Origin of the sequence: Massilia polaris, assembly GCF_012927275.1 — a bacterium.
In the GTDB taxonomy this organism is placed as follows: domain Bacteria; phylum Pseudomonadota; class Gammaproteobacteria; order Burkholderiales; family Burkholderiaceae_D; genus Telluria_A; species Telluria_A polaris.
On the sequence record NZ_JABBGG010000011.1, the window covers coordinates 1 to 25,861 of the forward strand.

The following is a 25,861-nucleotide window of genomic DNA, read 5'->3' on the forward strand; positions in this document are numbered from 1 at the left end:
GGAGACTCGAGATGGTTGGCCAGGAAGTGAAGGGTATCGTCGAGCATCGCGACGAAGGTTAACAGCGATGCCCGGCGTTTACAACAGCAAAATAAAAATGCCGTTCAGTCTTAACTGAACGGCATTAGGCTTCTGCCAGGCTTTTTTTCGCCCATCGTCCGCTCGTGTTCGCCACCGAACATTGGCGGCGGCAACTCTCCCGCATAATCGGCTATCACCGACGGGAGCACGCCATGGTTACGGTACGCAAGGGTCAAGCACCCGCCACACTGAAGCGCGATGAATTCCACCTGGTGTTCCACCGCTCATTCATGGATCCCGCCTTCGACGCCGTCGGCACCGAACTTGCCGCCATCGAAGAAATCGCCTGGGACAATTACCAGAAGGGCCGCAAAACGCCCGTCACCGCCAAGGCCGGACCCGGTTTTGCCGATCCCGACTACGACCTGTCGGTGGAATGGCGCGCCACCCGCGACCGCCTGATCGAGGCCGAGAAGCGCCAGAAAGATGCGGCCTCGCCCTCGCGCGTGCTGCTGATCAACGGTTCCGCCCGCAACGACGGCACCTGCCCGGGCGAAATCTCGAAGACCTTCCGCATGACGAAGCTGGCGCAGGACGTGCTCGACGCCGCCGGCATGCAGACCGACCTGCTCGACCTGAGCCTGCTGACCTCGGACTACGACCGCCACATCCACCCGTGCAAGGGCTGCGTGTCGACCGCGATGCCGCTGTGCCACTGGCCGTGCAGCTGCTATCCGAACCATGGCGAGCGCCAGACCAACGACTGGATGGCCGATATCTACGAGAAGTGGGTGTCGGCGCACGCGATCGTCATCCTGACGCCGGTGTACTGGTACAGCATGCCGTCGGTGCTCAAGCTGATGATCGACCGGCTGGTGTGCGCCGACGGCGGCAACCCCGACCCGACCTCGACCCACGGCAAGAAGCCCGAGCTGGCCAAGGAAATCGAGCTGGCGGGCTGGAATTATCCGAAGCACCTCGCCGGACGGGTCTACGGCGTGGTCGTGCATGGCGACGTCGCCGGCATCGAAGGCACGCGGCGCGGCCTGTCGGACTGGCTGGACTGGATGGGGCTGGCCGATGCTGGAAGCATGGCGCGGCTCGACCGTTACGTCGGCTATTTCGAGTCGTATGCGGAAAGCCACGAGGTGCTCGACCGCGATACCAATGTGCAGGAGGAAGTGCGCAATGTCGCGCGCGCCGTGGCGCATGCGGTCGGAGAATTGCGGTCCGGCCGGCTGTCGCAGCCGGACCGCAGCTTGAAGGAGCCGCGCCCGAAATAGGCGCGCCCGAAAATCAGATGGCGGTCAGGCCGCCGTCGACGGCCAGCTGGTGGCCGGTGATGAACGACGCGTGGCCGGAGCACAGCCACATCGCCGCTTCGGCGATGTCGCCAGCCTGGCCCAGGCGGCCGATCGGATTGGCGTCCTTGAGCTTTTCCTCGCGGGCCGGTTCGCGCTTGAGCGCGCGCGCCAGCATCGGCGTGTCGATCAGGCCCGGGCAAACGCTGTTGATGCGGATGCCGGCGCGGCCGTACTCGACCGCCGCGGTCTTGGTCATGCCGACCACCGCGTGCTTGCTGGCGGCGTAGATCGCCTGCGTCGGCGCGCCAGCCAGCCCGGCAACCGATGCCGTGTTGACGATGACGCCGCCGCCCTCCTGCTTGAGCATCTGGCGGATTTCGTACTTCATGCACAGCCAGGTGCCCTTGACGTTGACGCCCATGATACGGTCGTACAGGGCTTCGTCGGCTTCGGCCAGCGGCAGGTATTCTTCTTCGATGCCGGCGTTGTTAAACGCGCAGTCGAGGCGGCCGTAGTAAGCCACGGTCTTGTCGATCAGCGCTTCGACTTCGGCGTCGCGCGTGACGTTGCAGGATACGAACAAGGCCTTGCCGCCCGCTTCGACAATCATCGCGGCGGTCGCATGGCCGCCATCGACCGAGGTGTCGGCTACGACGACGCAGGCGCCCGCGCGCCCGAATGCGAGCGCAGCGGCCCTGCCAATGCCGCCAGCGGCGCCTGTCACCAGGACAACCTTGCCCGCGAACGAAATTCCCTCACCCCTGCTGCTTCCTGCCATCTAATTCTCCGTTGCTATGAACACGGGCAGCGTAAGATGCCCCAAGGAAACATCATACCATAGCCCCCAAATATGTATCCATCCCTACAATAATTCCAAATGCCTGGCGGGCTTTTCGTGTGCATGGTGGTGCGAGCTGATGCGAGTTGCGAGCAGCCCGTGGACGGTCCCGGCCAGGAATTCGCTACGCCTTTTCGCCAGGTTCGGGCAGGATGCAGGCGTCGACGATTTGCAGGTCGTTGTCCTTGGCGAAATTGACAACGAAGTGATAGGCGAGCGCGTCGAGCTTCTTCAGGTCGTTGTTGACCACGACCGCCTTCACACCGTTGAGCACGGTTGGCCGGACGTACGGGGAATATTTGAGGTGGGCATGGCGGCCGCCCTTGGCGCCTTCCGGCTGGAAGCAGGACATGACGCCGCACAGCCGCTCGGCCCAGTCGCTGGGCCGGAACTGCCTGCCATCGCTGGTCAGGCCAAGAATGAAGAACTCGTCAGCGAGGTCTTTCCTGGTTTGCGGTAACTCGGCCATAGGGCGGCTGGAACATGAATGCTGCGTGGATGATCCCCGGCGCGCGTTCGCCGGGTTTGGAACCGAACGGCAGTATTATATCTTATAGAAGAGTTGATGCCGCGATTTCGCTGTGGCAAGCGGGGCACAGCGGCCCTGCCCGCCGTAGCCGCTTAGCCGAGCCAGGCTGCGCTGGACGCCAGCAAAAGCAGCATCATCCATAATAACAGGGCGCGCCAGACCAGTCCCACGGTGCTCTGTAGCGCGCGCAGGTTCGGCTCTTCGCCCGGCAGGATATCGTCCTCGCTGTCGCTGACGTCGACCAGGGCGGCGTCGGGCGGCAGCACCTTGGCCGCATTCTCGTTCGGGGTGCCGAGGCGGACGCCCATGGCGCCGCCGCCGGCGGACAGGATGATGCCGCGCGCTTCGTCGGCCCAGCGGTGGGCGAAGTTGCGCCACGCGTAGATCGCGTCCTCGAAGTTGCCGACCACCGCGAACGCCACCGCCGTCAGGCGCACCGGCGCCCAGTCGATCCAGTAGAACGCCTTGGCGGCGAACTGCCCGAATGCTTCATTGCGCATGTGCTCAGGCTCGTTCCAGGCGCGCGCCAGGTATTCCGAGACGCGGTACATGACCGCGCCGGCAGGGCCGAGCGGCATCAGGAACCAGAAAAACACCCCGAACACGTTGCGGTGGGTGGTGATCAGGGACTTTTCGACCGCGATGCGGATGATTTCAGGCGTTTCCATGCCGACCGTGTCGATGCGCGCCCATTCGGCCAGCAGGCTGCGCGCGGTGGCTTCGTCGCCCGAATTGAGGGCCAGCTGGATCGAGGTGAAGTAGTGGCTGTAGTGGCGGAAGCCGAGGGTCAGGTAGACGATCAGCACGTTCCAGGCGAACGCGGCGAAGACCAGCTCGTAATGCATCAGGGTCCAGTAGATGGCGGCCGTCGGCACCATCAGCGCCGCCATCATCAAAATCCAGCCAAGGCGGCCATGGGTGGCGTCGCCGGCATTGAACCAGTGTTCGATACGCATCGCGAAGCTTTTGATCTCCGCATAAATCATATTATCTGCGCGCAAAGGCTTGAGTTGCTCGATCAGGAGCGCGCAAAGAATGGAGAGAAATGTCATCAAACGTCCTTTTTTGATATGAAGCAATACAGCATTGCCCGCTACGATAGCGCAGAGCAGTGCCGGAATCAAACTTATTGCCGAATTAGGCGCGCAGCAAGTGGAACAGGTTGCGCAGCATGCCGGCGGTGGCGCCCCAGATGAAGTGCTGGCCATAGGGCATCGCGTAGAAGTGGCGCCGCCCTGCCCCTTCGGGCATTTCGACCGACAGGCGCTGGTGGTTCATGCCGTCCATCAGGAACGCAAGCGGGACTTCGAACACGTCGGCCACCTCGTTGGGGTCCGGCGTCAGCTCGAACGGCGGATGGACCAGCCCAACCACCGGCGTGACCCGGTAGCCGCTTCCCGTCACGTAATCGGGCAGCAGGCCGATGACGTCGATATGGCTGCGCGCCAGCCCGATTTCTTCCTCGGTCTCGCGCAGCGCGGTGTCGACGGCCGAGTCGTCCTCGGGCTCGGCGCGCCCGCCGGGAAAGCTGATCTGGCCCGCGTGGGCGCTCAGGTGGTCGGTGCGGCGCGTCAGCAGCAGGTTCAGGCCATCAGGGCGCTGCACCAGCGGCACCAGCACCGAGGCGGCGGTCATGTCGCGGCGCGCGGCCAGCGATTCGTCGGCGGTTTCAGGGTGCCAGTGGGGCGGCGCGGCGAAGCGCTGGCGCAGCCAGTCCTCCAGCATGCGCTCGTGGTCCAGCGCGGCTTCTCCGGCGATCGCGTCGACCGGCAGCGATTGGGGATCGAAGGAAAATTTTGGCAAAGGCATTCCCGGACTATAGATGAAAAAAAGGCATCCTGTGAGGGATGCCTTTTCTCTAGTGCAGCTGTCGATATTACTTAGGAGCAGCCGAGCTAGCGCGACGGTTTGGCAGTTTCTCTTTGATACGTGCCGATTTACCCGAACGCTCACGCAGGTAGTACAGCTTGGCGCGGCGAACATCACCACGACGCTTGACTTCGATCGAAGCGATCAGCGGGGAATACAGCTGGAACGTACGCTCGACGCCTTCGCCGGACGAGATCTTGCGAACGATGAAGTTCGAGTTCAGGCCACGGTTACGACGGGAGATCACGACGCCTTCGTATGCCTGGGCGCGCTTGCGGGTGCCTTCGACGACGTTGACGTTGACGATGACGGTATCGCCTGGTGCGAAGTCAGGAATAGTCTTGCCGATACGGGCAATTTCTTCTTGCTCAAGTTGTTGAATCAAGTTCATTTTTATAACTCCAATAACCATCGTGCTGGCACCTGGGGCCCAGTAGAGGATGGGGTTTAAACCATGGGCGACATGCCCGAGGTTTGGTGCTGCTACAACACGGGTTTTTCCAAACCCGCCAAAAACTTTTCATCGGCTTTGGTCAGCAGGCCGGCGCTGCGCGCCTTGCCAAGCAGGTCGGGCCGCTTGTTCAGGGTGGCTTCCAGCATGCGCTGGCGCCGCCATTTTACGATCTCTGCGTGGTTGCCGCCCATCAGCACCGGCGGCACCTCGACACCTTCGTACGCTTCCGGCCGCGTGTAATGGGGCGAATCGAGCAGTCCGTTGACGAAGCTGTCTTCGATTGCCGAGGCATCGTCGCCCAGCACACCAGGCAATTGCCGCACTACCGCGTCCATCAGCACCATCGCCGGCAATTCGCCGCCCGACAGCACGAAGTCGCCGAGGCTGATTTCCTCGTCGACGCAACGGTCCAGCAGGCGCTGGTCGACGCCTTCGTAGCGGCCGCACAGCAGCACCAGTCCCGCTTCGTCCTTCAGCTGCATGACCTTTTCATGGGTCAGCTGCTTGCCTTGCGGCGACAGGAACACCACCCGCGGGGTTGGCAATCCGAGCTCGGTTTGCCGTTGTTTGGCTGCCGCGATCGCCGCTTCCAGGGGTTTGGCCAGCATCACCATGCCGGGACCGCCGCCATACGGGCGGTCGTCCACGGTGCGGTGCCTGTCGGTGGTGAAATCGCGCGGATTCCAGATCGTCAGGCCCCAGCGCTGCTGCTCGTGTCCGCGCCGGGTCACACCCGACTGCGTCAACGCGGCAAACATCTCGGGAAACAAGCTCACGACGTCAAACTGCATCGGGCTCTCGCTTCGACCGGGCCTTAATAATCGAGGCCCCAGTCAACAGTAATTTTTTTGGCTTCCTGGTCGACTATCTTGACGAAGTGGTCCACAAACGGAATCAGGCGCTCAGGCGCCTTTTCTTCGGAACCGGTTTCCACCGGCGCCACGCGCAGTATCGACTGCGCGCCGTTGTGCATCAGGTCGCTCACCGTGCCGAGGTTTTCACCCTGCAGGTTAACGACATCAAGACCGATCAGGTCAGTCCAGTAGAATTCATCGGCCGGCAGTTCGGGGAATTCAGCGCGCGAGACCGACACAGCGGCGCCCTTGAGCGCCTCCGCAGCATCCCGCCCGATGGTTCCGACCAACTGGACCACGACGTCGCCGCCGTGCATTTTCGCGGTCCGCACATCGACGGAACGCAGGCTGGGCTTATCCACCCACCAGGTTTTGATGCTCAGCAGCGCATCCGCATCCTCGGAGAACGGGGTGACCCGAATCGAACCGGTGACGCCAAAGGCGCCGGAAACGTAGCCGACCTGGGTCAGGTCGTCGGGGACTTGCACCCCGGGTGCTGCCGAACTGCTCAAAACAGGTACGACTTAAGCTACTGCAGGCTGGCTAGCAACCAGGCGAGCAACGGTTGGCGACAGTTGTGCGCCAACGCCTTGCCAGTAAGCCAGGCGGTCTGCGGTGATGCGCAGGCTAACTTCCTGACCCGATGCCATCGGGTTGTAGAAACCGATACGCTCGATGAAGCGGCCATCGCGGCGATTACGCGAGTCCGTAGCAACGATGTTGAAGAACGGGCGCTTCTTGGCGCCTCCACGAGCTAAACGAATAACGACCATAATAATTCCAAAAAGTTGTGCTGGGCGGAAAAAGCCGACAATTATAGCGCGCAATGCCGCACAGCAGCAAGCGTTAATGACAACAGGCGCGCAGTTCGGGCCAATTGAGCATTATCCCTGATTTTGGGCTGGACCGCCACCTGTACCGGCAGCCGGGCCGATGTTGGTTGGGGTCAGGTCTGGCATTCGGACACGAACTCAAGCGTCAGGCGCTTGAGTTCGTGTCCGAATGCCAGACCTGACCCCAAAGAATGGACGCTGGCGGGCGATCGCAATATGACCGATACTTTCACCTTTCCCGATTTCAAGATTGCCAAGTCCATGTCAACGCCGCACAAGAACAAGACCTTCGCTACCTTCCTCGCCGTCATCCTTGGCGGCCTCGGCGTACACCGCTTCTACCTGCGCGGGCCGCTCGACAAGCTCGGCCTGATGCACCTGTGCAGCCTGCCGATCGCGGGCATGGTGTACGGACTGGCGCCTGAGGCGGACGGCTTTTTCAAGCTGCTGCCGATCACCATCTCGTATATCGTCGCCTTCATTGAGGCGCTGGTGTTGGGCGTGACGGCCGATGAAAAATTCGACGCGCAGTTCAATGCTGGCTCCGGCCAGGCTTCGCAATCGCGCTGGATCCTGGCGGTGCTGCTGGTGACGACCATGATCATCGGTTCGGTCACCCTGATCGGCACCATCGCGCGCGTGTTCGACCTGCTGTACACCGGCGGCGCCTACGGCTAAGCCGTAGCGCCAAGCAGTTAATCGCGCGGCTTGCGGGAGTCGTCGCGCAGGCGTTCAGCCGCTTCCTCTTCCGACACCATCCGGCGCGCCGAGATGCCCGAGAAGGCTGTCGGGCTGGCCAGTACCAGGTTCGCATCCCAGCTCTGCCCCACCCGCATCATCTGCGGCGCCGGCAGGCTGTCCACCACGGCCGGGTCGATCCACGGCGCCACCTGCGCCAGCACCAGCTTGATGCGCGGCTTGATGGCCGCCTCGGCGATCCGTCCGCGCTGTCCCCACGCCACCAGCACCTGCCCGCTCGGGGTTCCGTCGCTATACACATTGGTGAACGCGATGTCGTAGCGGATGCCGTGCCGGTAGCTCATCATGAACTCTTCGAACAGCATCGCCAGGTCCTCGCGGGTGCTCGAATACGCGTAATCGTCGTTGGCCAGGTCCGCGCCGAAGAAACGGCCGACATCGGCGGCGCTGTACGCTTTCTGCTGCTCGCTTGCCTTGAGACCCTGGAACAACACCTGCCCCAGGCCCGCCATGTCCACCGAAGTCAGCGGATAGCTCGTGGACAAGGTGTCCGACACCAGCGTTTCGGCGCTGATCCGCCCGACCACGTTGCCCCAGATCGACAGCGACGGATTCAGCGCGCGGTGCGCAGGCGTGAAGAAGTCGGCGGCGTGCGCCAGCTCGTGGTACAGCAGGCGGCCCAGCACGCTCACCAGCTCATCGGCCGAACGGGTGGCGCGCTCGGTTGCCGGGAAGGCGCGGCGCGCATAGTCGTTGTCCTTGACCTGGCGGCCGAAGGCGCTGTAGTTCAGCTCGTCGTCGAAGGCGAGCCGGTAATCGGGCACTTCGGTGACGACATCGCGCTGGGCGGCGGTCAGCCACAGGTTGTTGGCGTCGAGGTAGATGGCGCCGGTGGCCGACATGTAGAAACTCGGGCGCACATGCGAACCCAGCACGATGGCCGTAGTACCGGCCAGCATGCGGCGGAAGTCGCCGTGCGGATCCTGGGTCAGCAGGAACTGCTCGAAATTGGCGCCGAGGAAATCGTGCGACACCAGCACCCGGCCCATGACCTGCGCCACGCTCGGGATCACGCCCGGCCCGGCCTCTTCCTGCAGCAATGGCAAGGTGGCGGCCGTGCAGAAGTTATTGCGGATGGAGTCGGTGTAGTACAGGGCGACGTCGTAGGTGCAGCGCCCGAGCGCGCTGGCGTAGCGCGCGGCGGTGCGGTAGGGATGCACGCGCGCGGTCATGTCGAACAGCGAGTCGGCGGCCAGCGTCTGGCGCTCGATGGCGATGATCACGTCGTCGGCATCCTCGCGCCCGGTGCTGGTGGTCATGGTCGCGCGGAACTTGAGCGCCGTGTCGGATCCCACCGTTGGGGCGCGGAACATCAGCACGCGTTCGTCGGCCGTGTTCATTTCCACTGTCGGACCGGACACCTGGATCCAGACGATGCGCGACACGCTGTCGCCGGCCGCCAGCACGGGCCAGGCCCGCAGCGACGTATCGGTTCCCGGGCGCACCGAGTGATCGGTGCGGACCGTGACGAAACTGCCTGCCGCGCGCGGCGCGACCGTGATGTCGGCCGTGACGGATTCGGCGACGCCGCTGGCCAGGCGCACGTCGGCGCGCAGCTTGACGACGCCGGCGTCCGCGCTGTCGAACGATACGGTCGGGCTTTGCGCGGACAGCAGGGTCACCGCCGGTCCGCTGACCTGGGTCCAGCTGACCTCCCCCATGACGCCGCTGCCGCAGGCGAGCACGCTGGCGCCGGCCGTCTTGCCAGTCTCGACCGTGGCATCGGCCACCACCTGCACCGTGCAGTCGCCGACAGGCGGAACCGGAACCGGCGCTGGTACCGGCGCCGGCGCGGGCGCCGCTGGGGTAGAAGCGTTGCCGCCGCCACCGCCGCAGGCCGACAGCAGCACGGTACTCAGCAGGAAGATGGCAAAGCGGATGGGGGCATGACGAACGAAAGGAAAACGGGTCACAAGCGGTCCAGTTCAGGCGAGGCCAGCTACGGCTGGGAACGCCACCGATTATAGACGCGAATTTTTCACTGCGGAGGCAAGAAGCGAGCAGCCAACATTTCCGCTCAACCTGTTACAGGGTCGCAACAAGTGACGTGAGGAAATTGACTTTACTGAACAACAATCATCTAATACGTCCATATGATTTTTGACACAGGAAGCGCCCATGGACTACAACGGCACCAGCGGCAATGACACGATCGACCAGAAGGCGCTGGGCATTGCCGACGGCAGCAGTATTTTCGGCGGCGCCGGCGATGACACCATCACGGCCAGTAGCGGCAACCTGATCGGTGAAGCGGGCAACGATACGCTGACCGGCACCGGCGCGTATGTCGGCGTGGCCTACTGGCGGTCGCCGGCCGGCGTCAAGATCAACCTGGCGACCGGCATCGCGCAGGACGGCTACGGCACCACCGACCAACTGGTCGGCATCCGCATCATCCAGGATTCGAACCATAGCGACGAGATCACCGGCGGCGCGGCCAGCGAAGAATTCTGGCTTAGCCGCGGCAACGACAAGGTCATCGGCGGCGGCGGCAACGATACGGTTATTTTTTACAATATCAAGTCGAGCGAAGTCACGGTCAGCTACGACAAGGCCAGCGACACCTTCACGCTGAAGAAGCACCTGGCGAACGGCGATAACGGGACCAGCACCGCCACCGGTGTCGCGGTGATCTCATTTACCGGCTCGGAATCGGATTCGCGAGATTTCAGCCGCGACATGTTCGATGACAGCACCGGTTTCCTGCGCAGCAAGCAGTTCCTGGCAGGCAGCGAGATGGGGAAGGTGCAGCAGCTCCGTACCGGCGACTTCAACGGCGACGGCAAGGCCGACATCCTCGCCGTTCGCACCAACGCCGACCTCGGCCTCACCGCCGAACCGCTGCAAATTCTGCTGGGCGATGGCGCCGGCAATTTCACCGACGGCAGCGCCGCGGTGTTCGGCGCCATTCCAAAAGTGAACTACGTGCCGCGCATTTTCGCCGCCGACTTCAACAAGGACGGCGTCACCGATATCTTCGCACCCGATTTCGGCTACGATGCACCGCCCTTCCCGGGCGGCCAGAATTCGCTGTACCTGTCGTCGCGCGCTACCGGTCACATCACCAGCGCAACATCGACGCTGCCGCAGGCGCTGCTTCAGAATCACGGCACTTCCCTCGGCGATATCAACAAAGATGGCCACATCGACATCTTCGTCAATGCGCTTAACGAACGTACCGGCAACGCCAACCAGTTGCTGGTCAACGACGGCACCGGCCGCTTCACCGTGTCGCACAACCTGCTGCCGGCGTCTATGACCAGCGCCACCTTCAATGCCGGCAACACCTGGTCGATGCTGCGCGACCTGAACGGCGACGGCTACGACGACATGGTGCTCGGCACCTGGGATCCAAGTCCGTTCCCGAGCCAGGTCCTGCTCAACGACGGGCGCGGCAGCTTCGCGTCGTCGACCCCGATCAACCTGCCGCGCAGCGCCCTGAACAAGGAGATCGTCATCGGCATCGAGACGATCAACCTGAACGGCGACGCCCTGCCCGACCTGGTGCTCTCGATGACCAACGGCGGCACCCACAGCGAGTTCTACACCACGCCGTACCTGCAACTGCTGGTCAACGACGGTAACGGCCGGTTCCACGACGAGACCCAGGCGCGCCTGCCCCAGAGCACGGCGACCGGCACACCTGGCGTCGCCAACTGGTACCTGTCGGCGCATGCGGTCGACGTCAACGGCGACGGCCACCACGACATCGTGGCGGACGGCACCGCATCGGCCACGTCAAAAGTGTTCATGAACGACGGACACGGCAACTTCAAGCTGGGCTGGGAAGGCGCGCAAGGCACGCACATCGTGGCCGCCGATGTCGATGGCGACGGCAAGATCGACCTGGTCGAGTCCGGACGCACAGGCTACTCGGTGCTGTTCAACACCGGCGCCGCGGCGATTCCGGCCTCCGGCGTCTATCGCGCCAGCGACCGCGGCGACAAGGTGAACGGCGGCGCCGCAGCCGAAACAGTCTACAGCGGCAAGGGCAACGACACCGTCGATGCCGGCGCCGGTCTCGACACCGTAATCTTCACCGGCAACCGCGCCGGCTACACGGTGGCCAAGACCGCCACCGGCTTTTCGGTAAGCGGCCCGGACGGCGTCGACGCGCTGGCCAATGTGGAGCGGATCAAGTTTGCCGACACCCACGTTGCGCTGGATATCAATGGCAGCGGCGGCCAGACCTACCGGATTTACCAGGCAGCATTCGACCGGGTGCCGGATGCGGCCGGACTGAGCTACTGGATGAAGCAAATGGATTCCGGCGCCAGCCTGGCCGATGTGGCCGGAGGATTCGTCGGCAGCAAGGAGTTTGCGGACCTGTACGGCGGCAGCAATCCGACCGCCGAAGCTTTTGTCGAGAAACTGTACACCAACGTCCTGCACCGCAAGCCGGATGCGGCAGGCTACGATTACTGGGTCGGCGTGGTCAAAGTGGGCGCGCCAAAGGCGGAAGTGCTCGCGGCCATCAGCGAGAGCGGCGAGAACCAGGCTGCGCTGGCCAGCATTATCGGCAACGGGTTTGCCTACGTGCCTTACGCAGGCTGATTGAACAGGCGGACGGGGCCACGGCCCCATCCGCCACTACTGCTTAGAACTGCTCGACTTCCAGCGCCAGCACACCGGCGCTGCCTTCCACGATCGCCGTACGCAAGCCCGATGCCTGCGACAGGATATGGTCGGCAAAGAAGCGCGCGGTCGCGATCTTCGCCTTGTAGAACTGCGCATCGCCCGCGCCCTCTTCCAGCTTGCGCTGGGCCGCCAGCGCGGCGCGTCCCATCTGCCAGCCACCCAGCACGATGCCGGCCAGCTTCAGGTACAGCACGCTGCCCGAGAACACACCCTTGACGTCGCCCTTGATGTTCGCCACCGTGTAGTCGACCACTTCGTCGAGCGCACGGCTGCCGTCCGCCAGCTGGCGCGCGATCGCCGCGAAATCGGCGTTGCCGCTTTCACGCAGCGCGCTTTCCGTCGCGCGCACTTGCGCGATCAGGCCCTTGGCCACGGCGCCGCCATCGCGCACCGTCTTGCGGCCAACCAGGTCGTTGGCCTGGATCGCGGTGGTGCCTTCGTAGATCGACAGGATCTTTGAATCGCGGTAGTGCTGCGCCGCGCCCGTCTCTTCGATGAAGCCCATGCCGCCGTGGACCTGGACGCCGTCGCGGGTGACCGTTTCGGACATCTCGGTCGACCAGCCCTTGATGATAGGGACCAGGTATTCGTACACCGCCAGGTTGGCCTTGCGCGTCTCCGCATCGGCATGGAAGTGCGCGACGTCGCTGATGCTCGCGCCGACGTACGCCAGCGCGCGCGCTGCCTCGACCTGCGAACGCATCGACATCAGCATGCGGCGCACGTCCGGATGGTTGATGATCGCGACAGGGCCCGCGGAACCGGCCAGGTCGCGCGATTGCACGCGGTCCTTGGCGAAGGCCGCGGCCTGCTGGTAGGCGCGGTCGGCCACGGCGATGCCCTGCATGCCGACGCCGAAGCGCGCCGCGTTCATCATGATGAACATGTACTCGAGGCCGCGGTTCTCTTCGCCCACCAGCGTGCCGATGGCGCCGCCGTGGTCGCCGAACTGCAGCACCGCGGTCGGGCTGGCCTTGATGCCCAGCTTGTGTTCGATCGAGACGCAGTGCGCATCGTTGCGCGCGCCGACCGAGCCGTCGGCGTTGACCATGAACTTCGGCACGACGAACAGCGAGATGCCCTTCACGCCCGGCGGCGCATCCGGCGTGCGCGCCAGTACCAGGTGGATGATGTTCTCGGCCATGTCGTGTTCACCGTAGGTGATGAAGATCTTGGTGCCGAAAATCTTGTAGGTGCCATCGCCCTGCGGCTCGGCGCGGGTGCGCACGGCGGCCAGGTCGGAGCCCGCCTGCGGTTCGGTGAGGTTCATGGTGCCGGTCCACTTGCCGGCAATGAGCGGCTCGAGGTAGGTGGCCTTCTGTTCGTCGGTACCGGCGGTCAGCAGCGCCTCGATGGCGCCGTCGGACAGCATCGGGCACAGTGCGAACGACAGCGACGCTGCGTGCAGCATTTCGATGCAAGGCGTCGCCACCAGCTTCGGCAGGCCCTGGCCGCCGAATTCGACCGGATGCTGCAAACCCTGCCAGCCAGCTTCGCCGAAGCTCTTGAAGGCTTCCTTGAAGCCCCTGGAGGTCGTTACCTCGCCGTCGCGCCAGAAGCTCGGCTCCTCGTCGCTCGGCTGGTTCAGCGGGGCGATCACGCCGCCGCAGAATTTCGCATTCTCTTCCAGTACCGCTTCAACCGTGTCGGCGGTAGCGTCTTCGCAGCCTGGCAGCTGGCTGATGGTCGACATTCCAGCCAGTTCGTTCATCACGAACAGCATGTCTTTCAGTGGCGCGTTGTAGCTCACCTTGATCTCCTAGTTATGCGCTTGCAATTGGCCCTACGGTTGGATCACGTTCCTGGATTCTTAACCGAGTTCTTTGACCAGTGCCGGTACGATCTCGAACAGGTCGCCAACGATGCCGTAATCAGCCACCGAGAAAATCGGCGCTTCCGGATCCTTGTTGATCGCGACGATGGTCTTCGAGTCCTTCATGCCGGCCAGGTGCTGGATCGCGCCCGAGATACCGACAGCGATGTACAGCGACGGCGCGACGATCTTGCCGGTCTGGCCAACCTGCCAGTCGTTCGGCACGTAGCCCGCGTCAACCGCGGCGCGCGATGCGCCCATTGCCGCGCCCAGCTTGTCGGCCAGCGGCTCGAGCAGTTTGAAGTTGTCGGCCGAACCCATGCCGCGGCCACCCGAAACAATGATCTTCGCCGCGGTCAGTTCCGGACGGTCCGACTTGGCCACTTCGCGGCCGACAAAGCTCGACTTGCCCGAATCGCCAACTGCCGTCACGCTTTCGGTCGCAGCCGAACCGCCGGTAGCGGCAGCCGAATCGAAGCCGGTGGTGCGCACGGTGATGACCTTGACCTTGTCGGTCGACTGCACGGTGGCGATCGCGTTACCGGCGTAGATCGGACGCTCGAAGGTGTCTGGCGAATCGACCTTGGTGATTTCGGAAACCTGCGCGACGTCCAGCTTCGCAGCGACGCGTGGCAGGATGTTCTTGCCGTAGGCGGTAGCCGGGGCCAGGATGTGCGAGTACGATGACGCCAGCGCCAGCACCTGCTCGGCGACGTTTTCGGCCAGGCCATCGGCGAAGTGGGCGGCGTCAGCCACCAGCACCTTCGATACGCCGGCGATCTGCGCGGCTTCAGCCGCTGCTGCGCCGCAGTTCGAACCAGCGACCAGGATGTGCACGTCGCCGCCGCACTGCGCAGCAGCGGTGATGGTGTGGTGGGTGCTTCCCTTGAGGGAGGCGTTGTCGTGTTCAGCAATAACTAGTGCGACCATGATTGTTCCTAATTTTTTGTGTGAGGACGGCCGGGCCGCGAATGGCCAGGCCGCGATCAGATAACTTTGGCTTCGGTGCGCAGCTTGGCAACCAGGGTCGCCACGTCAGGCACCTTGACGCCGGCCGAACGCTTGGCTGGCTCGACGACCTTCAGGGTCTTCAGGCGCGCAGCGACATCGACGCCCAGGTCTTCCGGCTTGACGATGTCGAGCGGCTTCTTCTTGGCCTTCATGATGTTTGGCAGCGTCACATAACGCGGCTCGTTCAGGCGCAGGTCGGTGGTGATGATCGCAGGCAGGGTCAGCGCCAGGGTTTCCAGGCCGCCGTCCACTTCGCGGGTCACGGTGACCTTGCCGTCTTCCAGCACAACCTTGGACGCGAACGTCGCCTGCGGCCAGCCCAGCAGGGCTGCCAGCATCTGGCCGGTCTGGTTGGAGTCGTCGTCGATGGCCTGCTTGCCGAGGATGATCAGCTGCGGCTGTTCCTTGTCGGCCAGCGCCTTGAGCAGCTTGGCGACCGCCAGCGGCTCGAGTTCGGCGCTGGTCTCGACCAGGATGCCGCGATCGGCGCCGATCGCCATGCCGGTGCGCAGGGTTTCCTGGCACTGGGTGACGCCGCACGATACCGCGACCACTTCGGTGACCTTGCCCGCTTCCTTCAGGCGCATCGCTTCTTCCAGCGCGATCTCGTCGAATGGATTCATCGACATTTTGACATTGGCGATATCGACGCCGCTGCCGTCGGATTTCACGCGCACTTTGACGTTGTAGTCGACCACGCGTTTGACGGGTACCAGGACTTTCATGGGGGTGCCTTTTGGGAAATTAGAAATTCGGTATTTGACTAAAGTGGCCTAGATTATAAGAGAAAAACCTCGACAGGACAGAATTAAAGCACGATCGTGCGATTTCTGGGTAGAGGGATTTGTCTAAATCGTCATTCATTGGCCATCGCTTATATCCTTCGTGGACAGCGACCGACGTTGAAGCATCGCAATCGGACCAGATATACAATGAAGATACACTGCGAGATTAGAGTCGCGCCAAGAAACCAGTTAGCTCAGCTACGAGGCAATTATGAAGAATACGACGGAACGAACGTCATCAGGATTTCTTGTCCGCTTCAGCGCTCGCGACACAACAAATCTTGTTAGCGAAGTGACTGTGGAGAAACTGGTCCAGATAACCGGATTGAGCAAGGATGAGCTAGTTCATCTTGCACTGAAGCAGATGGCGGATCGCTACTTGCCAAGCTACGAAAAAGATGACGGGCCGCTGATGGACGACCAATTGCGTGCCATCCGGGAAGGTAGTTCCGCCACAAGTACGCCGGACGAGAGTTTCACGGATAGAATTTTCTAACCGCATGGTGTCACGGCGACAGGGAAGGAAATTTGTGCCACTCCCTGTGGCGGGGGACATTGTGTGGTGTGCATTTCCTGAAATCGTGGGAATCCGAGGGGCCAAAAAGCGTCCCGCCCTGGTCGTTCGCGTTTCGCCAGCAACACATGAAGTTGCGGTCGTCTATGGCACCACTCAAAAAACCGATCAGCTTTATCCATCCGAAATTGCGCTTGATCCGTCAGACGCTGGCTTCGCAACCAGCGGCCTCGCGTATCGGACAAAGTTCGACCTCAGCCAGATCGTCCAACTCCCCTTTGACAGTGTCTGGTTCGGGCCTGCTCCTGGACGAGCTACGAACGCGCCACCTCCGAAGATGGGCACTCTCCACCCTAGCTGCTTTGCAGCCATGCACGCGGCGTTAAAAACAATTAAGCGATAAGCCCACATCAGCGCCGCCTAGCCGGCGTTTCCCCATCAAAGCGCTACTCCCGGACGGAAGAAATGACGATTATTGTGCTGAGCGCACCTGGCTGTCCGCGAGCGCCCAGCTCTTTGCCAGGTCGCGCAGCACGCCCTGCCCGTCAGCAGTCTTGCCCTGCCCCGCCAGCGCCTTCTCCAAGCCATTCAACGCCCAACCATTACCCGGATGTAGCGCTAGTCCCTCGCGGAAGGTCTGTTCCGCGGCAGCGAAGCGCTTCGCCTTCAATTGCATGCCGCCCAATCGCTGGCGCGGGCCGTTGGCCAGCATTGGCGGTTCGGCGCTGTCAATGAGGGCTGCCGCTTCCATCGCCTTCGCCTGCAGCGCAAGGGCGTCATCCGTGCGCTGTTCCGCCAAAGCGATTTCGGCGCCCAACTGCGCCTCCGAGCTGGCTACGAAGGCACGAATCATCTTCGCCATGTAGTCCTTGCCCGTGGACTTTGCGGCCAGCATTTTGGCCTTTGGCTTGAGCTTCTCAAGCGCGGCGCGCGCATCGGCATGCTGCCCGGTACGGGCCAGCGCGATACCGCGTGACATTTCGCCCAGCACCGTCGCCAACCCCTTGCCGCCGGTCGGCACCGGCTCCTTCACCAGCGCATCCCAACGCTGCAGGTGCAACAAGGTCAGCACCGGAAGGCTGCGCACATACTCGCCATATTCGTGGTCACCCTTGCTGCGGCCCGCCGCGCCGCGCGCTGTTTCAAGCGCCAGGTCGCCCCGCCCTTCCATCAACGACGCGTACCACTGGAAATGCGAATTGTGGCCGCGCCAGTCCATGCTGACCGAGAAGTTCTGCTTCTTCAGCTCAGCGAACATCGTCTCGTCCGCCGCCACCGCAAGCTGGTTGACGCGCGTCGCGTCGGCGTAGCGGCCAACGTGAGCGTAAGTGTGCGATGGCATGTGCAGCAGGTGCGGCGACTTCGGCGCCAGCGCGCCCAGGCGCTCGGCAGAGGCAACGGCACGCGCGGCGACCGGCACCGCGTCAACCACGTGGATCATGTAATGGTTCAGCCCGACGTGTCGGGGATATTTGGCCAGGCCTGCTTCAACCATGTTGGCCACTTCGCCAATCCGCCCCAGCGGCTTGCCGGTCTTGTCGTCCCACCAGTCGCCGCTGGTGGCGACCATTTCCGCTTCCGCATAATGCGTGAGCACATCCGGGTCGGCCGGATAGCGTGCCGCCAGCTGCTGCATGTAGCCGGCGTACGCGACGTCAAGCGGGTCGGCCGGCTCGGACGATCCTGACGGCGAGCGGCACACTTCCGCGTACGGCAGCGCAAGCGGGCGGCCGGCACTGCGGCCATACCGGACGGCGAGCGACTCGATCAGCGCCAGGTCGCGTTCGGACACGCCTTTGCTGTGCTTGAGCGCGTAGTCGGCGTATTTGGCCGCTTCGGTCAGGTCGCCGCGTTTCGGGTTGTTGATGTTGGGGCCCATCTGCACCGCCACGCCCCATGCGCACATGCCGCACTCCGGGTCCTGCGCGAGCGCGGCCTTGAACGCGCGGATCGCCTCCGGGCGGTTGAACGCATACGCTTGCGCCATGCCCTGCGCGAACAGGCGGCGCGCCGCGTCGCTGCCGTGCGAGGGCGCCAGCGTGGCCTCGCCGAAGCCGTCCAGCATCGGCGCGGTGGCTCTGGTGTCCACGGTCAGGGGCAGGATCGTGCAGGCGCCGATCACCGACAGCGATAACGCGGTCATGCATAGCCGCTGCGGGAGTTTGGAGCGAAGGAGTTTGCGCATGACGTAGCCCGGTGTGTGAATGAGGTGAGGATTTGCTTAGATTGGCAATTTTGCCACATCTCACACTTCCCACCGAGATAACTTTTTACCGCTGCGCCGCAAAAGTACGGACGTGCGGACACCCGCCGGCGCGCACTGGGCGCGGCAAGGTTCGGAAAAGTCGGGAAGAGACCGGGATGGTGCGAGCGGACGCCCGCACCACGTGAGGATATTACTTACGGCGCATCAGGAAAACGAATTCGTGGCCGTTCTGGGTGTGCGATACGAGGGCATTGCCAGTTTGCTTGGCAAAGGCCTGGAAGTCACGCACGGAGCCGGAGTCGGTCGCGATGATTCGCAGCACTTCGCCAGTCGCCATCTCAGCCAACGCCTTCTTCGCCTTCAAAATCGGCAAAGGGCAGTTCAAGCCTCGTGCGTCGAGTTCTTTGTGATATTCCATGATCTCGCTGTCGAGTAGGGTGTCGCTCATCATTGCTGTGCAGGGTTTAATAGGTCACTCAACCGCATACTACTCCTATTTCCAGATCATGACGCACCGCACCAATATTTATCTTGGTTGTTGTGTTATCACAACGACAGTTGACGTATTGAACATGTAGAGGATGGGCCCGGCAGTGCCGGGCCCGGTTGCGCAGGCATGCGCTTAAGCGCGCTGGCCCACCCATTCCGCGACGCCCGCCAATGCTGCTGGCAGGCCGCTTGGATCGGTGCCGCCGGCCTGCGCCATGTCAGGACGTCCACCGCCCTTGCCGCCCACTTGCTGGGCCACAAAATTCACCAGCTCGCCCGCCTTGACCTTCGAGGTCGCGTCAGCGGTCACGCCGGCGATCAGGCTGACCTTGCCGTCGGTGACGCTGGCCAGCACGATGGCGGCCGTCTTCAGCTTGTCCTTCAGCTTGTCCATCGTTTCGCGCAGCGCTGTGACGTCGGCGCCGTCCAGCGTCGCCGCCAGCACCTTGATGCCGTTGACGTCGACTGCCCTGGAGACCAGCTCGTCGCCCTGCCCTGCCGCCATCTTCGACTTGACCGCAGCCAGTTCCTTTTCCAGCGACTTGACCTGGTCCTGCACCTGGCCGATACGCGCAGTCAGTTCATCAGGGCTGGTCTTGAGCGCGCCCGCAGCTTCCAGCAGGCGGCGGTTCATCGACTGCACCAGCGCCAGCGCGCCTTCGCCAGTCACCGCCTCAACGCGGCGGATGCCGGCTGCGACGCCGCTTTCGCCGATGATCTTGAAGAAACCGATGTCGCCGGTGCGGGTGACGTGGACGCCGCCGCACAGCTCTTTCGACGAGCCGATATCGAGCACGCGCACTTCGTCGCCGTACTTCTCGCCGAACAGCGCCATCGCGCCGTGCTTGACCGCGTCGTCGAACGACATCAGGTGGGCCTGGGTCGGATGGTTCTCGAGGATTTCGCGGTTAACGATCACTTCGACGCGCGCGATTTCGTCCGCGGTCAAAGGTGCGTTGTGGCTGAAGTCGAAACGGGTCTTTTCAGCGTCTACCAGCGAACCCTTCTGCGCCACATGGCCGCCCAGAACTTCGCGCAGCGCCTTGTGCATCAGGTGCGTGGCCGAGTGGTTGCGGATGGTGCGTGCGCGCTTGGCTTCATCGACATTCGCCGCGACCGATTCGCCCACCTTCAGCACGCCCGACTTCAGCACGCCGTGGTGGCCCGGTACGTCGGCCTGGATCTTGAGCGTGTCTTCGACGTCGAACTGGCCGGCCGCGCCCAAAATCGCGCCCTGGTCGCCCACCTGGCCGCCCGACTCGGCGTAGAACGGCGTGGTGTCGAGCACCACGATGCCCTGCTGGCCGGCGGCCAGTTCCTGCACCTGCACGCCTTCGGCATACAGCGCGATCACTTTCGAATCATGCGCCAGCTTGTCGTAGCCGACGAACTTGCTCTTCTCGCCGCTGTACTCGACGCCGGCCGCCATCTTGAACTTGCCGGCTGCGCGTGCGGTTTTCTTTTGCTGCTCCATCGCCGCGGTGAAGCCTTCTTCATCAAGCAGGATGCCGCGTTCGCGGCAGATGTCGGCGGTCAGGTCGAGCGGGAAGCCGTAGGTGTCGTACAGCGTGAAGGCGGTGGCGCCGTCCAGCTTCTGCGCATCCTTGGCCAGCTGCGCTTCGAGGATCTTCATGCCGTTTTCCAGCGTCTCGCCAAAGCGCTCTTCTTCCGCTTTCAGTACCTGTGCGACGCGCTCTTTTGCCTCGGCCAGTTCCGGATACGCGGTGCCCATCTCGTTCGACAGGTCGGCGACCAGCTTGTAGAAGAACGGCTTGGTCTGGCCCAGCTTATGGCCGTAGCGCAGTGCGCGTCGGATGATGCGGCGCAGGACGTAGCCGTGGCCTTCGCTGCTCGGGATCACGCCGTCGACGATCAGGAACGAGGCGGCGCGGATGTGGTCCGCGATCACGCGCAGCGATTTGCTTTCGAGGTCGGTGACGCCGGTCTCGCGCGCGGCCGCCTTGATCAGGGCCTGGAACAGGTCGATCTCGTAGTTGCTGTGCACGTGCTGGAGCACGGCGGCCAGGCGTTCCATGCCCATGCCGGTATCGACGCAAGGCTTCGGCAGCTTGTGCATCACGCCCGCTTCGTCGCGGTTGAACTGCATGAACACCAGGTTCCAGATTTCGATGAAGCGGTCGCCGTCTTCGTCAGGCGAGCCTGGCGGGCCGCCGGCGATGTCGGCGCCGTGGTCGTAGAAGATCTCGGTGCACGGGCCGCACGGGCCGGTGTCGGCCATCTGCCAGAAATTATCCGACGCGTAGCGCGCGCCCTTGTTGTCGCCGATGCGGATGATGCGCTCGCGCGGGACGCCGATTTCTTTTTCCCAGATGTCGAAGGCTTCGTCGTCTTCCATGTAGACGGTGACGGTCAGCTTATCGGCCGGCAGCATGTAGACCTTGGTCAGCAGCTCCCACGCGTACTGGATCGCGTCGCGCTTGAAGTAGTCGCCGAAGCTGAAGTTACCCAGCATTTCGAAGAAGGTGTGGTGGCGCGCGGTGTAGCCGACGTTTTCCAGGTCGTTGTGCTTGCCGCCGGCGCGCACGCAGCGCTGCACCGAGGTGGCGCGCGAATACGGGCGGGTGTCGGCGCCGGTGAAGACATCCTTGAACTGCACCATGCCGCTATTGGTCAGCAACATGGTCGGATCGTTGCCCGGAACGAGCGGGCTCGAACGGACAATCGTGTGGCCCTTGGATTCAAAGAACTTGAGGAATTTGTCGCGGATTTCGGATGATTTCATGTTGTGTGGGCGAGTTCGGGCAGCATGCTATAAAAAAACGATTATAGCGTAGGTCAGCCTGCGAAATCGGCCCCGATGATATCGATCCGGTCGGTGCAAAGCGCATCGACGCCCCAGCCGAGCAGCTCGCGCGCCCGCAGCGGGTCGTTGACCGTATAGCAAAACAACCCGAACCCGGCCTGTTTGACCTGGCGCGCGAACTGGCGCGTGAGCTTTTGGTGGTTGGCGTGGATGGCAACGGCGCCCAGGGTTTTGGCCTGTTCCAGCCAACCGGCCGGCGGGTCGTTCACCAGCAGCGCGCGCGGAATATCGGGCGCGGCCAGCTGCGCCGCGGCCAACGCCAGCGTGCTGAACGACGAAAACAGCGGCACCTGCAGCGGGTCGTCGGCGGCGATCTGAAGGCCGAACATGGCCTGGGTCAGCGTCGCCACCACCCTGCCGGTCTCCGCCTCGAAGCCCGGCGCCGGCTTGATCTCGACATTCATCCAGACCCCGCCGGCACGGCAGGCGTCGGCGAACTGGGTGTACAGCGGCACCGGCTCGCCCATGAAGCGCGGCGCGAACCAATTGCCGGCGTCCATCGCCACCAGTTCGACGGCGTCGTAGTCGGACACCTTGCCGGAACCGGGAATGGTGCGTCCGAGGAAAGGATCATGCATGACGACCGGCACACCGTCGCGCGCCAGCATCACATCGAATTCGACCGCATGGAAGCCATGTTCGATGCCGCAATGCAGGCCGGCCAGCGTGTTTTCGGGCGCCAGCTTGCCGCCGCCGCGATGGGCTACAACCTTGGGATAAGGCCACATAGTGAAATCCGGGTCAGGAATTCCAAAACACTATCACATCCGCGCGGTCATGATGAGGCTGGCCGCCAGGGCGAAATGAAGAATTACTGTGAACCAAAACCTTATCTGAAATGCGCGCTTGGATGATTTATGCCTCAGCCAACGCTGCGCCACGAGGGCTCCAGGCCAGCCGCCCGCAAGGCCGAGCAAAAGCAGTGTTCGCTCGGGCGTGCGGCGACGCCCGGTCCGGGCCGCACGTTTATCAAGCGCATATGCGGCGAAACACACGAGACTCGCGCAAACGTAGAACGCTGCCAGCGATGGAACTGCCTGGTCAATCATAACGACTCTTTTCTTTAGGAAATACAAAGCTTACGGCCTCCCGGTGTTGCTGTCCAATTATCGTGTTCGAGCGTGAAGTGCCGAACAGAGACGCGGCCGGTAACACCCTACGCTCGACAGACTGGCATTCACGGGCTTGTTGAGCACCGGAGTGCCTGTTATTTTTTCCATCAATTAGTGGAGGTCGATATGGGTTTCGATTTAGCGAATCTGCTTCAGCAGTACACGGGCGCCAACGCCAACACCGACCGCGCGGCAGACGATTTCGACCAGGTAGCGAATGCGGCGCCACGCGCACAAGTTGCCCAGGGCGTCAGCGCGGCATTGCGTTCCGACCAGACGCCACCGTTCCCGCAGATGGTCGGCCAGATGTTCGGACAGAGCGATCCCAACCAGCGCGCAGGCACGCTCAACCAGCTGATCGGCGGCCTCGGTCCTGGACTGCTGAGCTCGATCGCCGGCGGGGCGCTGGGCAATCTGTTCGGCGGCGGCAACAACAACGCCCAGCCCCATGTTACGCCTGAACAGGCAGCAAAAATGACGCCTGAGCAGGTACAGGAAATCGCGGCCAAGGCCGAGAACGAAAACCCGGGCATCGTCGACCGCATGGGCGACTTCTACGCGGAAAACCCAACCTTGGTAAAAGCTATCGGCGGCGCTGCGCTCGCCATCGTGCTGGGCCAGGTAGCACAGGGCATGCGTCGTTAAACTTTAAAAACAGGAGATAAAAATCATGGGTATCCTCAGCAATATTTTCCGCAAAATCTTCCCTTCGTCGCACCCGGCCGCAGCGCAAGCCAAGCCACCGGCAACGCCAGGATCGATGCAATCGCAGCCAACCCAGACCGCACAGCAGACTACGCCGCAGGCCGCGCCCCGCGCGGCAGCGCCTCCGGCCGCACCGATGGAAATGGTCGACGTCGAAGCTATCCTCAACAAGATGGCCCAGTCGGCCGGCGAGCCGCTGAACTGGCGCACCTCGATCGTCGACCTGCTCAAGCTGCTCAACCTCGACAGCAGCCTGCAATCGCGCAAGGAACTGGCGCAGGAGCTCGACTACAAGGGCGACACGGGCGATTCGGCCGCGATGAACATCTGGCTGCACCGCCAGGTCATGAACCGCCTCGCGGCGAATGGCGGCAAGGTACCTGCCGACCTGCGCGACTAAGTTCCCGCCGCTTTCTGCTGGCAATGTCCCGCCGTCGCGCGGGGCATGGCGTCTTGACCATGTCCTGCGCGCATGGAATACTCCGGTGCAAGCCAATTCGGCACTCGCCACCTGAGACTCCCACATGAAATTATTGATTGCCCTGCTGCTTGCATCCGGACCTGCCTTAGCCGATGATGCGGCGTTCTTCCGTTGCCGCGACATCAGCGACGACAGCAAGCGGCTGGCGTGCTATGACGCGGTCAGGCAGCCGACTGCTGTGCAGAAACGTGAAGTGCAGGAACAGGCGTTCGGGCTGACGCCGAAGCGGCCGGAGCTCGCGACGATCCAGAGCGTTATTCCGGGGTCGTTCGAAGGATGGGAAGGCGACCAGAGAATCAGGCTGGCCAACGGGCAGGTTTGGCAGGTGGTCGACGACAGCAACGGCGCCGTGACGGGCAAGGATTTGACAGCGACCGTGGCGCGTGGCGCGATGGGGGCGATGTATATGGAGATTGAGGGATCGCGCAAGTCGCCGCGGGTGAAGCGCGTGAAGTGACGCGGGTTGAATTCGGCGGATGCCCGGTCCCTTGGGAGCGCGCATCCGCCGAATTATGATTAGATTAGAAGTAGCTGAGACCCAGCGCGGCGCGCACTTCGTCAGCCGTGCGTGCAGCCACTTCCCGCGCCTTCATCGTGCCATCCTTCAGCACCTGCATCACATAGCCCCTGTCCTGCGCCAGCAGTTCGCGGCGCTCGCGGATCGGCGCCAGCATTTCCTGCAGCACCACTTCCAGCCTCTTCTTGACGATGCTGTCGCCCAGCCCGCCGCGAACGTAGTGCGCCTTCATCTCTTCCAGCGCCGCCTTCTCGGTGTCGAACGCGTCGAGGTACATGAACGCCACGTTGCCTTCCAGGTGACCCGGGTCCTGCACGCGCAAGTGCAGCGGGTCGGTGTAGACCTGCTTGACCGCCGCGCGGATTTCGTCCGGCGTCGCGCCCAGGTTGATCGTATTGCCCAGCGACTTGCTCATCTTGGCCTTGCCGTCGATGCCAGGCAGGCGGCCGATCTCGGGCACCAGCGCCTTCGCCTCGACCAGGATCGCGCAGTTGTACATGCGGTTGAACTTGCGCACGATCTCGTTGGTCTGCTCGATCATCGGGATCTGGTCTTCGCCCACCGGCACCAGGCTGGCCTTGAACGCGGTGATGTCGGCAGCCTGGCTGGCCGGATAGGTGAGGAAGCCGGCCGGGATGTCGCGCTCGAAGCCGCGCTGGCGGATTTCCTCTTTGACGGTCGGGTTGCGCTCCAGCCGTGCGACGGTCACCAGATTCAAATAATAGAATGTCAGTTCTGCCAACTCTGGGATCTGGGACTGAATCAGGATCGTCGTCAGTGCGGGGTCGATGCCGACCGCCATATAGTCGAGCGCAACTTCAACCACGTTGCGGTGGACTTTGCCGATGTCGTCCATGTTGTCGGTCAACGCCTGGGCGTCAGCCAGCATCACGAATTGCTGATAGCTATGCTGATAGGCAACGCGGTTGCGCAGGCTGCCCACAAAGTGGCCAAGGTGCAGCGGACCTGTCGGGCGATCGCCCGTCAGGATGACCGGAAGGTTGGGTGTCTGGTTCGGCGTTGTCATCGTAAATCCTCTGGATTGCCCCGATGCTGCCGCGCCAACAAAAACGCCGCCCAATCGAGGCGGCGTTTAAAAGCATCACATTGCTGTGGAACGGCCGCGCGCTGTCAGCGGCGCCACCAGATTACGCTAGCAAATTGTGAGCGGAATAAATTCATGCCAGCATCGTTACAGAGTAGCCGCCTTCTGTCAAGAACAGAACACCGATACCATTAATGCGAACTTTCGCGTTTTGCATGGCATCTAATTTATAAGTTTCCCACGAAAAATAAGGCGCCTGT

25 protein-coding genes and 2 pseudogenes are annotated in these 25,861 nt (G+C 62.9%); 9 read left to right on the top strand and 18 right to left on the bottom strand.

Annotation, left to right across the window (positions count from 1 at the left end):
* Positions 1 to 233 precede the first annotated feature (233 nt).
* Positions 234 to 1,304, top strand: a complete 1,071-nt coding sequence (locus HHL21_RS17460; RefSeq protein ID WP_169468234.1) for a flavodoxin family protein — start codon at positions 234 to 236, stop codon at positions 1,302 to 1,304.
* Between the two features lie 13 nt (positions 1,305 to 1,317).
* On the opposite strand, the gene HHL21_RS17465 is transcribed toward HHL21_RS17460, so the two are convergent.
* The 8 genes from HHL21_RS17465 to rpsP all read right to left on the bottom strand — a co-directional run bounded on the left by HHL21_RS17465 (position 1,318) and on the right by rpsP (position 6,642).
* Positions 1,318 to 2,103: an SDR family oxidoreductase gene (locus HHL21_RS17465; protein WP_169468239.1), complete on the bottom strand. Its 786-nt coding sequence runs from the start codon at positions 2,101 to 2,103 to the stop codon at positions 1,318 to 1,320.
* Positions 2,104 to 2,287: 184 nt separating this feature from the next.
* The gene (locus HHL21_RS17470) at positions 2,288 to 2,632 is read right to left on the bottom strand and encodes a DUF3579 domain-containing protein (protein ID WP_169468241.1); all 345 of its coding nucleotides are present in this window, start codon (positions 2,630 to 2,632) and stop codon (positions 2,288 to 2,290) included.
* A gap of 152 nt (positions 2,633 to 2,784) precedes the next feature.
* Entirely contained in the window at positions 2,785 to 3,744 is a 960-nt protein-coding gene (locus HHL21_RS17475; RefSeq protein WP_169468242.1) for a CobD/CbiB family protein, read from the bottom strand.
* An 85-nt stretch (positions 3,745 to 3,829) separates the two neighbouring features.
* The gene (locus tag HHL21_RS17480) at positions 3,830 to 4,501 is read right to left on the bottom strand and encodes a CoA pyrophosphatase (RefSeq protein WP_169468244.1); all 672 of its coding nucleotides are present in this window, start codon (positions 4,499 to 4,501) and stop codon (positions 3,830 to 3,832) included.
* Between the two features lie 67 nt (positions 4,502 to 4,568).
* Positions 4,569 to 4,952 carry a 50S ribosomal protein L19 gene (gene rplS, locus HHL21_RS17485; RefSeq protein WP_169468246.1) on the bottom strand — a complete coding sequence of 128 codons (384 nt, stop codon included), beginning with the start codon at positions 4,950 to 4,952 and terminating at the stop codon, positions 4,569 to 4,571.
* A gap of 92 nt (positions 4,953 to 5,044) precedes the next feature.
* Complete coding sequence (trmD, locus tag HHL21_RS17490; protein ID WP_169468247.1) at positions 5,045 to 5,806, bottom strand: tRNA (guanosine(37)-N1)-methyltransferase TrmD; 762 nt, start codon at positions 5,804 to 5,806, stop codon at positions 5,045 to 5,047.
* Between the two features lie 23 nt (positions 5,807 to 5,829).
* On the bottom strand, positions 5,830 to 6,357 hold the full coding sequence (gene rimM / locus HHL21_RS17495; RefSeq protein ID WP_370659755.1) for a ribosome maturation factor RimM: 528 nt from the start codon (positions 6,355 to 6,357) through the stop codon (positions 5,830 to 5,832).
* Between the two features lie 36 nt (positions 6,358 to 6,393).
* Positions 6,394 to 6,642: a 30S ribosomal protein S16 gene (gene rpsP / locus HHL21_RS17500; protein WP_169468251.1), complete on the bottom strand. Its 249-nt coding sequence runs from the start codon at positions 6,640 to 6,642 to the stop codon at positions 6,394 to 6,396.
* Positions 6,643 to 6,918: 276 nt separating this feature from the next.
* On the opposite strand from rpsP, the gene HHL21_RS17505 reads away from it, so the two are divergent.
* Positions 6,919 to 7,380: an NINE protein gene (locus tag HHL21_RS17505; RefSeq protein ID WP_229496552.1), complete on the top strand. Its 462-nt coding sequence runs from the start codon at positions 6,919 to 6,921 to the stop codon at positions 7,378 to 7,380.
* A 17-nt stretch (positions 7,381 to 7,397) separates the two neighbouring features.
* Here HHL21_RS17505 and HHL21_RS17510 read toward each other — a convergent pair whose 3' ends face one another.
* Positions 7,398 to 9,374 (bottom strand): hypothetical protein, encoded by a 1,977-nt coding sequence (locus HHL21_RS17510; protein WP_169468252.1) that lies wholly within the window; start codon positions 9,372 to 9,374, stop codon positions 7,398 to 7,400.
* Between the two features lie 205 nt (positions 9,375 to 9,579).
* Between HHL21_RS17510 and HHL21_RS22200 the strand changes: the two are divergent.
* Both HHL21_RS22200 and HHL21_RS22205 read left to right on the top strand, forming a co-directional pair.
* Positions 9,580 to 10,428, top strand: a pseudogene (locus HHL21_RS22200) (FG-GAP repeat domain-containing protein); the annotation flags it as partial.
* A 348-nt stretch (positions 10,429 to 10,776) separates the two neighbouring features.
* Positions 10,777 to 12,015, top strand: a pseudogene (locus tag HHL21_RS22205) (DUF4214 domain-containing protein); the annotation flags it as partial.
* Between the two features lie 43 nt (positions 12,016 to 12,058).
* On the opposite strand, the gene HHL21_RS17520 reads toward HHL21_RS22205, so the two are convergent.
* Genes HHL21_RS17520 through HHL21_RS17530 form a run of 3 tightly spaced genes read right to left on the bottom strand, consistent with a single transcriptional unit; the run spans position 12,059 to position 15,648 of the window.
* A complete protein-coding gene (locus HHL21_RS17520; protein ID WP_169468256.1) occupies positions 12,059 to 13,849 on the bottom strand; it encodes an acyl-CoA dehydrogenase in 1,791 nt (596 codons plus the stop codon).
* Positions 13,850 to 13,909: 60 nt separating this feature from the next.
* Complete coding sequence (locus HHL21_RS17525) at positions 13,910 to 14,842, bottom strand: electron transfer flavoprotein subunit alpha/FixB family protein (RefSeq protein ID WP_169468258.1); 933 nt, start codon at positions 14,840 to 14,842, stop codon at positions 13,910 to 13,912.
* Positions 14,843 to 14,898: 56 nt separating this feature from the next.
* Entirely contained in the window at positions 14,899 to 15,648 is a 750-nt protein-coding gene (locus tag HHL21_RS17530; RefSeq protein WP_169468260.1) for an electron transfer flavoprotein subunit beta/FixA family protein, read from the bottom strand.
* Positions 15,649 to 15,919: 271 nt separating this feature from the next.
* Here HHL21_RS17530 and HHL21_RS17535 point away from each other — a divergent pair, with 271 nt between their 5' ends.
* Complete coding sequence (locus tag HHL21_RS17535; RefSeq protein WP_169468262.1) at positions 15,920 to 16,204, top strand: hypothetical protein; 285 nt, start codon at positions 15,920 to 15,922, stop codon at positions 16,202 to 16,204.
* A gap of 4 nt (positions 16,205 to 16,208) precedes the next feature.
* The gene (locus tag HHL21_RS22210) at positions 16,209 to 16,625 is read left to right on the top strand and encodes a type II toxin-antitoxin system PemK/MazF family toxin (protein WP_169468264.1); all 417 of its coding nucleotides are present in this window, start codon (positions 16,209 to 16,211) and stop codon (positions 16,623 to 16,625) included.
* Positions 16,626 to 16,694: 69 nt separating this feature from the next.
* On the opposite strand, the gene HHL21_RS17545 is transcribed toward HHL21_RS22210, so the two are convergent.
* The 5 genes from HHL21_RS17545 to HHL21_RS17565 all read right to left on the bottom strand — a co-directional run bounded on the left by HHL21_RS17545 (position 16,695) and on the right by HHL21_RS17565 (position 22,790).
* Positions 16,695 to 18,365 carry a hypothetical protein gene (locus HHL21_RS17545; RefSeq protein WP_169468265.1) on the bottom strand — a complete coding sequence of 557 codons (1,671 nt, stop codon included), beginning with the start codon at positions 18,363 to 18,365 and terminating at the stop codon, positions 16,695 to 16,697.
* A gap of 253 nt (positions 18,366 to 18,618) precedes the next feature.
* The gene (locus tag HHL21_RS17550; RefSeq protein ID WP_229496570.1) at positions 18,619 to 18,876 is read right to left on the bottom strand and encodes a sulfurtransferase TusA family protein; all 258 of its coding nucleotides are present in this window, start codon (positions 18,874 to 18,876) and stop codon (positions 18,619 to 18,621) included.
* A gap of 174 nt (positions 18,877 to 19,050) precedes the next feature.
* Complete coding sequence (gene alaS, locus HHL21_RS17555) at positions 19,051 to 21,660, bottom strand: alanine--tRNA ligase (protein WP_169468267.1); 2,610 nt, start codon at positions 21,658 to 21,660, stop codon at positions 19,051 to 19,053.
* A gap of 53 nt (positions 21,661 to 21,713) precedes the next feature.
* Positions 21,714 to 22,469, bottom strand: a complete 756-nt coding sequence (gene ugpQ / locus HHL21_RS17560; protein WP_169468269.1) for a glycerophosphodiester phosphodiesterase — start codon at positions 22,467 to 22,469, stop codon at positions 21,714 to 21,716.
* A gap of 33 nt (positions 22,470 to 22,502) precedes the next feature.
* Positions 22,503 to 22,790 (bottom strand): DUF1294 domain-containing protein, encoded by a 288-nt coding sequence (locus tag HHL21_RS17565; RefSeq protein WP_169468271.1) that lies wholly within the window; start codon positions 22,788 to 22,790, stop codon positions 22,503 to 22,505.
* A 189-nt stretch (positions 22,791 to 22,979) separates the two neighbouring features.
* Between HHL21_RS17565 and HHL21_RS17570 the strand changes: the two genes are divergently transcribed.
* The 3 genes from HHL21_RS17570 (at position 22,980) to HHL21_RS17580 (ending at position 24,496) form a co-directional block, all read left to right on the top strand.
* Positions 22,980 to 23,498, top strand: coding sequence for a hypothetical protein (locus HHL21_RS17570; RefSeq protein ID WP_229496554.1), 519 nt, complete (start codon positions 22,980 to 22,982; stop codon positions 23,496 to 23,498).
* Positions 23,499 to 23,523: 25 nt separating this feature from the next.
* Complete coding sequence (locus tag HHL21_RS17575) at positions 23,524 to 23,958, top strand: DUF3597 domain-containing protein (protein WP_169468274.1); 435 nt, start codon at positions 23,524 to 23,526, stop codon at positions 23,956 to 23,958.
* A 124-nt stretch (positions 23,959 to 24,082) separates the two neighbouring features.
* Complete coding sequence (locus HHL21_RS17580) at positions 24,083 to 24,496, top strand: hypothetical protein (RefSeq protein ID WP_169468276.1); 414 nt, start codon at positions 24,083 to 24,085, stop codon at positions 24,494 to 24,496.
* Positions 24,497 to 24,560: 64 nt separating this feature from the next.
* On the opposite strand, the gene trpS is transcribed toward HHL21_RS17580, so the two are convergent.
* Positions 24,561 to 25,583 carry a tryptophan--tRNA ligase gene (trpS, locus tag HHL21_RS17585; protein WP_169468277.1) on the bottom strand — a complete coding sequence of 341 codons (1,023 nt, stop codon included), beginning with the start codon at positions 25,581 to 25,583 and terminating at the stop codon, positions 24,561 to 24,563.
* Positions 25,584 to 25,861: the final 278 nt, after the last annotated feature.

Excerpts from the sequence above, each read along its gene's own strand:
- HHL21_RS17460 (WP_169468234.1), top strand. The coding sequence starts at position 234 with ATGGTTACGGTACGCAAGGGTCAAGCACCCGCCACACTGAAGCGCGAT.
- HHL21_RS17465 (WP_169468239.1), bottom strand. The coding sequence starts at position 2,103 with ATGGCAGGAAGCAGCAGGGGTGAGGGAATTTCGTTCGCGGGCAAGGTT.
- HHL21_RS17470 (WP_169468241.1), bottom strand. The coding sequence starts at position 2,632 with ATGGCCGAGTTACCGCAAACCAGGAAAGACCTCGCTGACGAGTTCTTC.
- HHL21_RS17475 (WP_169468242.1), bottom strand. The coding sequence starts at position 3,744 with ATGACATTTCTCTCCATTCTTTGCGCGCTCCTGATCGAGCAACTCAAG.
- HHL21_RS17480 (WP_169468244.1), bottom strand. The coding sequence starts at position 4,501 with ATGCCTTTGCCAAAATTTTCCTTCGATCCCCAATCGCTGCCGGTCGAC.
- rplS (WP_169468246.1), bottom strand. The coding sequence starts at position 4,952 with ATGAACTTGATTCAACAACTTGAGCAAGAAGAAATTGCCCGTATCGGC.
- trmD (WP_169468247.1), bottom strand. The coding sequence starts at position 5,806 with ATGCAGTTTGACGTCGTGAGCTTGTTTCCCGAGATGTTTGCCGCGTTG.
- rpsP (WP_169468251.1), bottom strand. The coding sequence starts at position 6,642 with ATGGTCGTTATTCGTTTAGCTCGTGGAGGCGCCAAGAAGCGCCCGTTC.
- HHL21_RS17505 (WP_229496552.1), top strand. The coding sequence starts at position 6,919 with ATGACCGATACTTTCACCTTTCCCGATTTCAAGATTGCCAAGTCCATG.
- HHL21_RS17525 (WP_169468258.1), bottom strand. The coding sequence starts at position 14,842 with ATGGTCGCACTAGTTATTGCTGAACACGACAACGCCTCCCTCAAGGGA.
- HHL21_RS17530 (WP_169468260.1), bottom strand. The coding sequence starts at position 15,648 with ATGAAAGTCCTGGTACCCGTCAAACGCGTGGTCGACTACAACGTCAAA.
- HHL21_RS17535 (WP_169468262.1), top strand. The coding sequence starts at position 15,920 with ATGAAGAATACGACGGAACGAACGTCATCAGGATTTCTTGTCCGCTTC.
- HHL21_RS22210 (WP_169468264.1), top strand. The coding sequence starts at position 16,209 with ATGGTGTCACGGCGACAGGGAAGGAAATTTGTGCCACTCCCTGTGGCG.
- HHL21_RS17545 (WP_169468265.1), bottom strand. The coding sequence starts at position 18,365 with ATGACCGCGTTATCGCTGTCGGTGATCGGCGCCTGCACGATCCTGCCC.
- HHL21_RS17550 (WP_229496570.1), bottom strand. The coding sequence starts at position 18,876 with ATGAGCGACACCCTACTCGACAGCGAGATCATGGAATATCACAAAGAA.
- alaS (WP_169468267.1), bottom strand. The coding sequence starts at position 21,660 with ATGAAATCATCCGAAATCCGCGACAAATTCCTCAAGTTCTTTGAATCC.
- ugpQ (WP_169468269.1), bottom strand. The coding sequence starts at position 22,469 with ATGTGGCCTTATCCCAAGGTTGTAGCCCATCGCGGCGGCGGCAAGCTG.
- HHL21_RS17565 (WP_169468271.1), bottom strand. The coding sequence starts at position 22,790 with ATGATTGACCAGGCAGTTCCATCGCTGGCAGCGTTCTACGTTTGCGCG.
- HHL21_RS17570 (WP_229496554.1), top strand. The coding sequence starts at position 22,980 with ATGGGTTTCGATTTAGCGAATCTGCTTCAGCAGTACACGGGCGCCAAC.
- HHL21_RS17575 (WP_169468274.1), top strand. The coding sequence starts at position 23,524 with ATGGGTATCCTCAGCAATATTTTCCGCAAAATCTTCCCTTCGTCGCAC.
- HHL21_RS17580 (WP_169468276.1), top strand. The coding sequence starts at position 24,083 with ATGAAATTATTGATTGCCCTGCTGCTTGCATCCGGACCTGCCTTAGCC.
- trpS (WP_169468277.1), bottom strand. The coding sequence starts at position 25,583 with ATGACAACGCCGAACCAGACACCCAACCTTCCGGTCATCCTGACGGGC.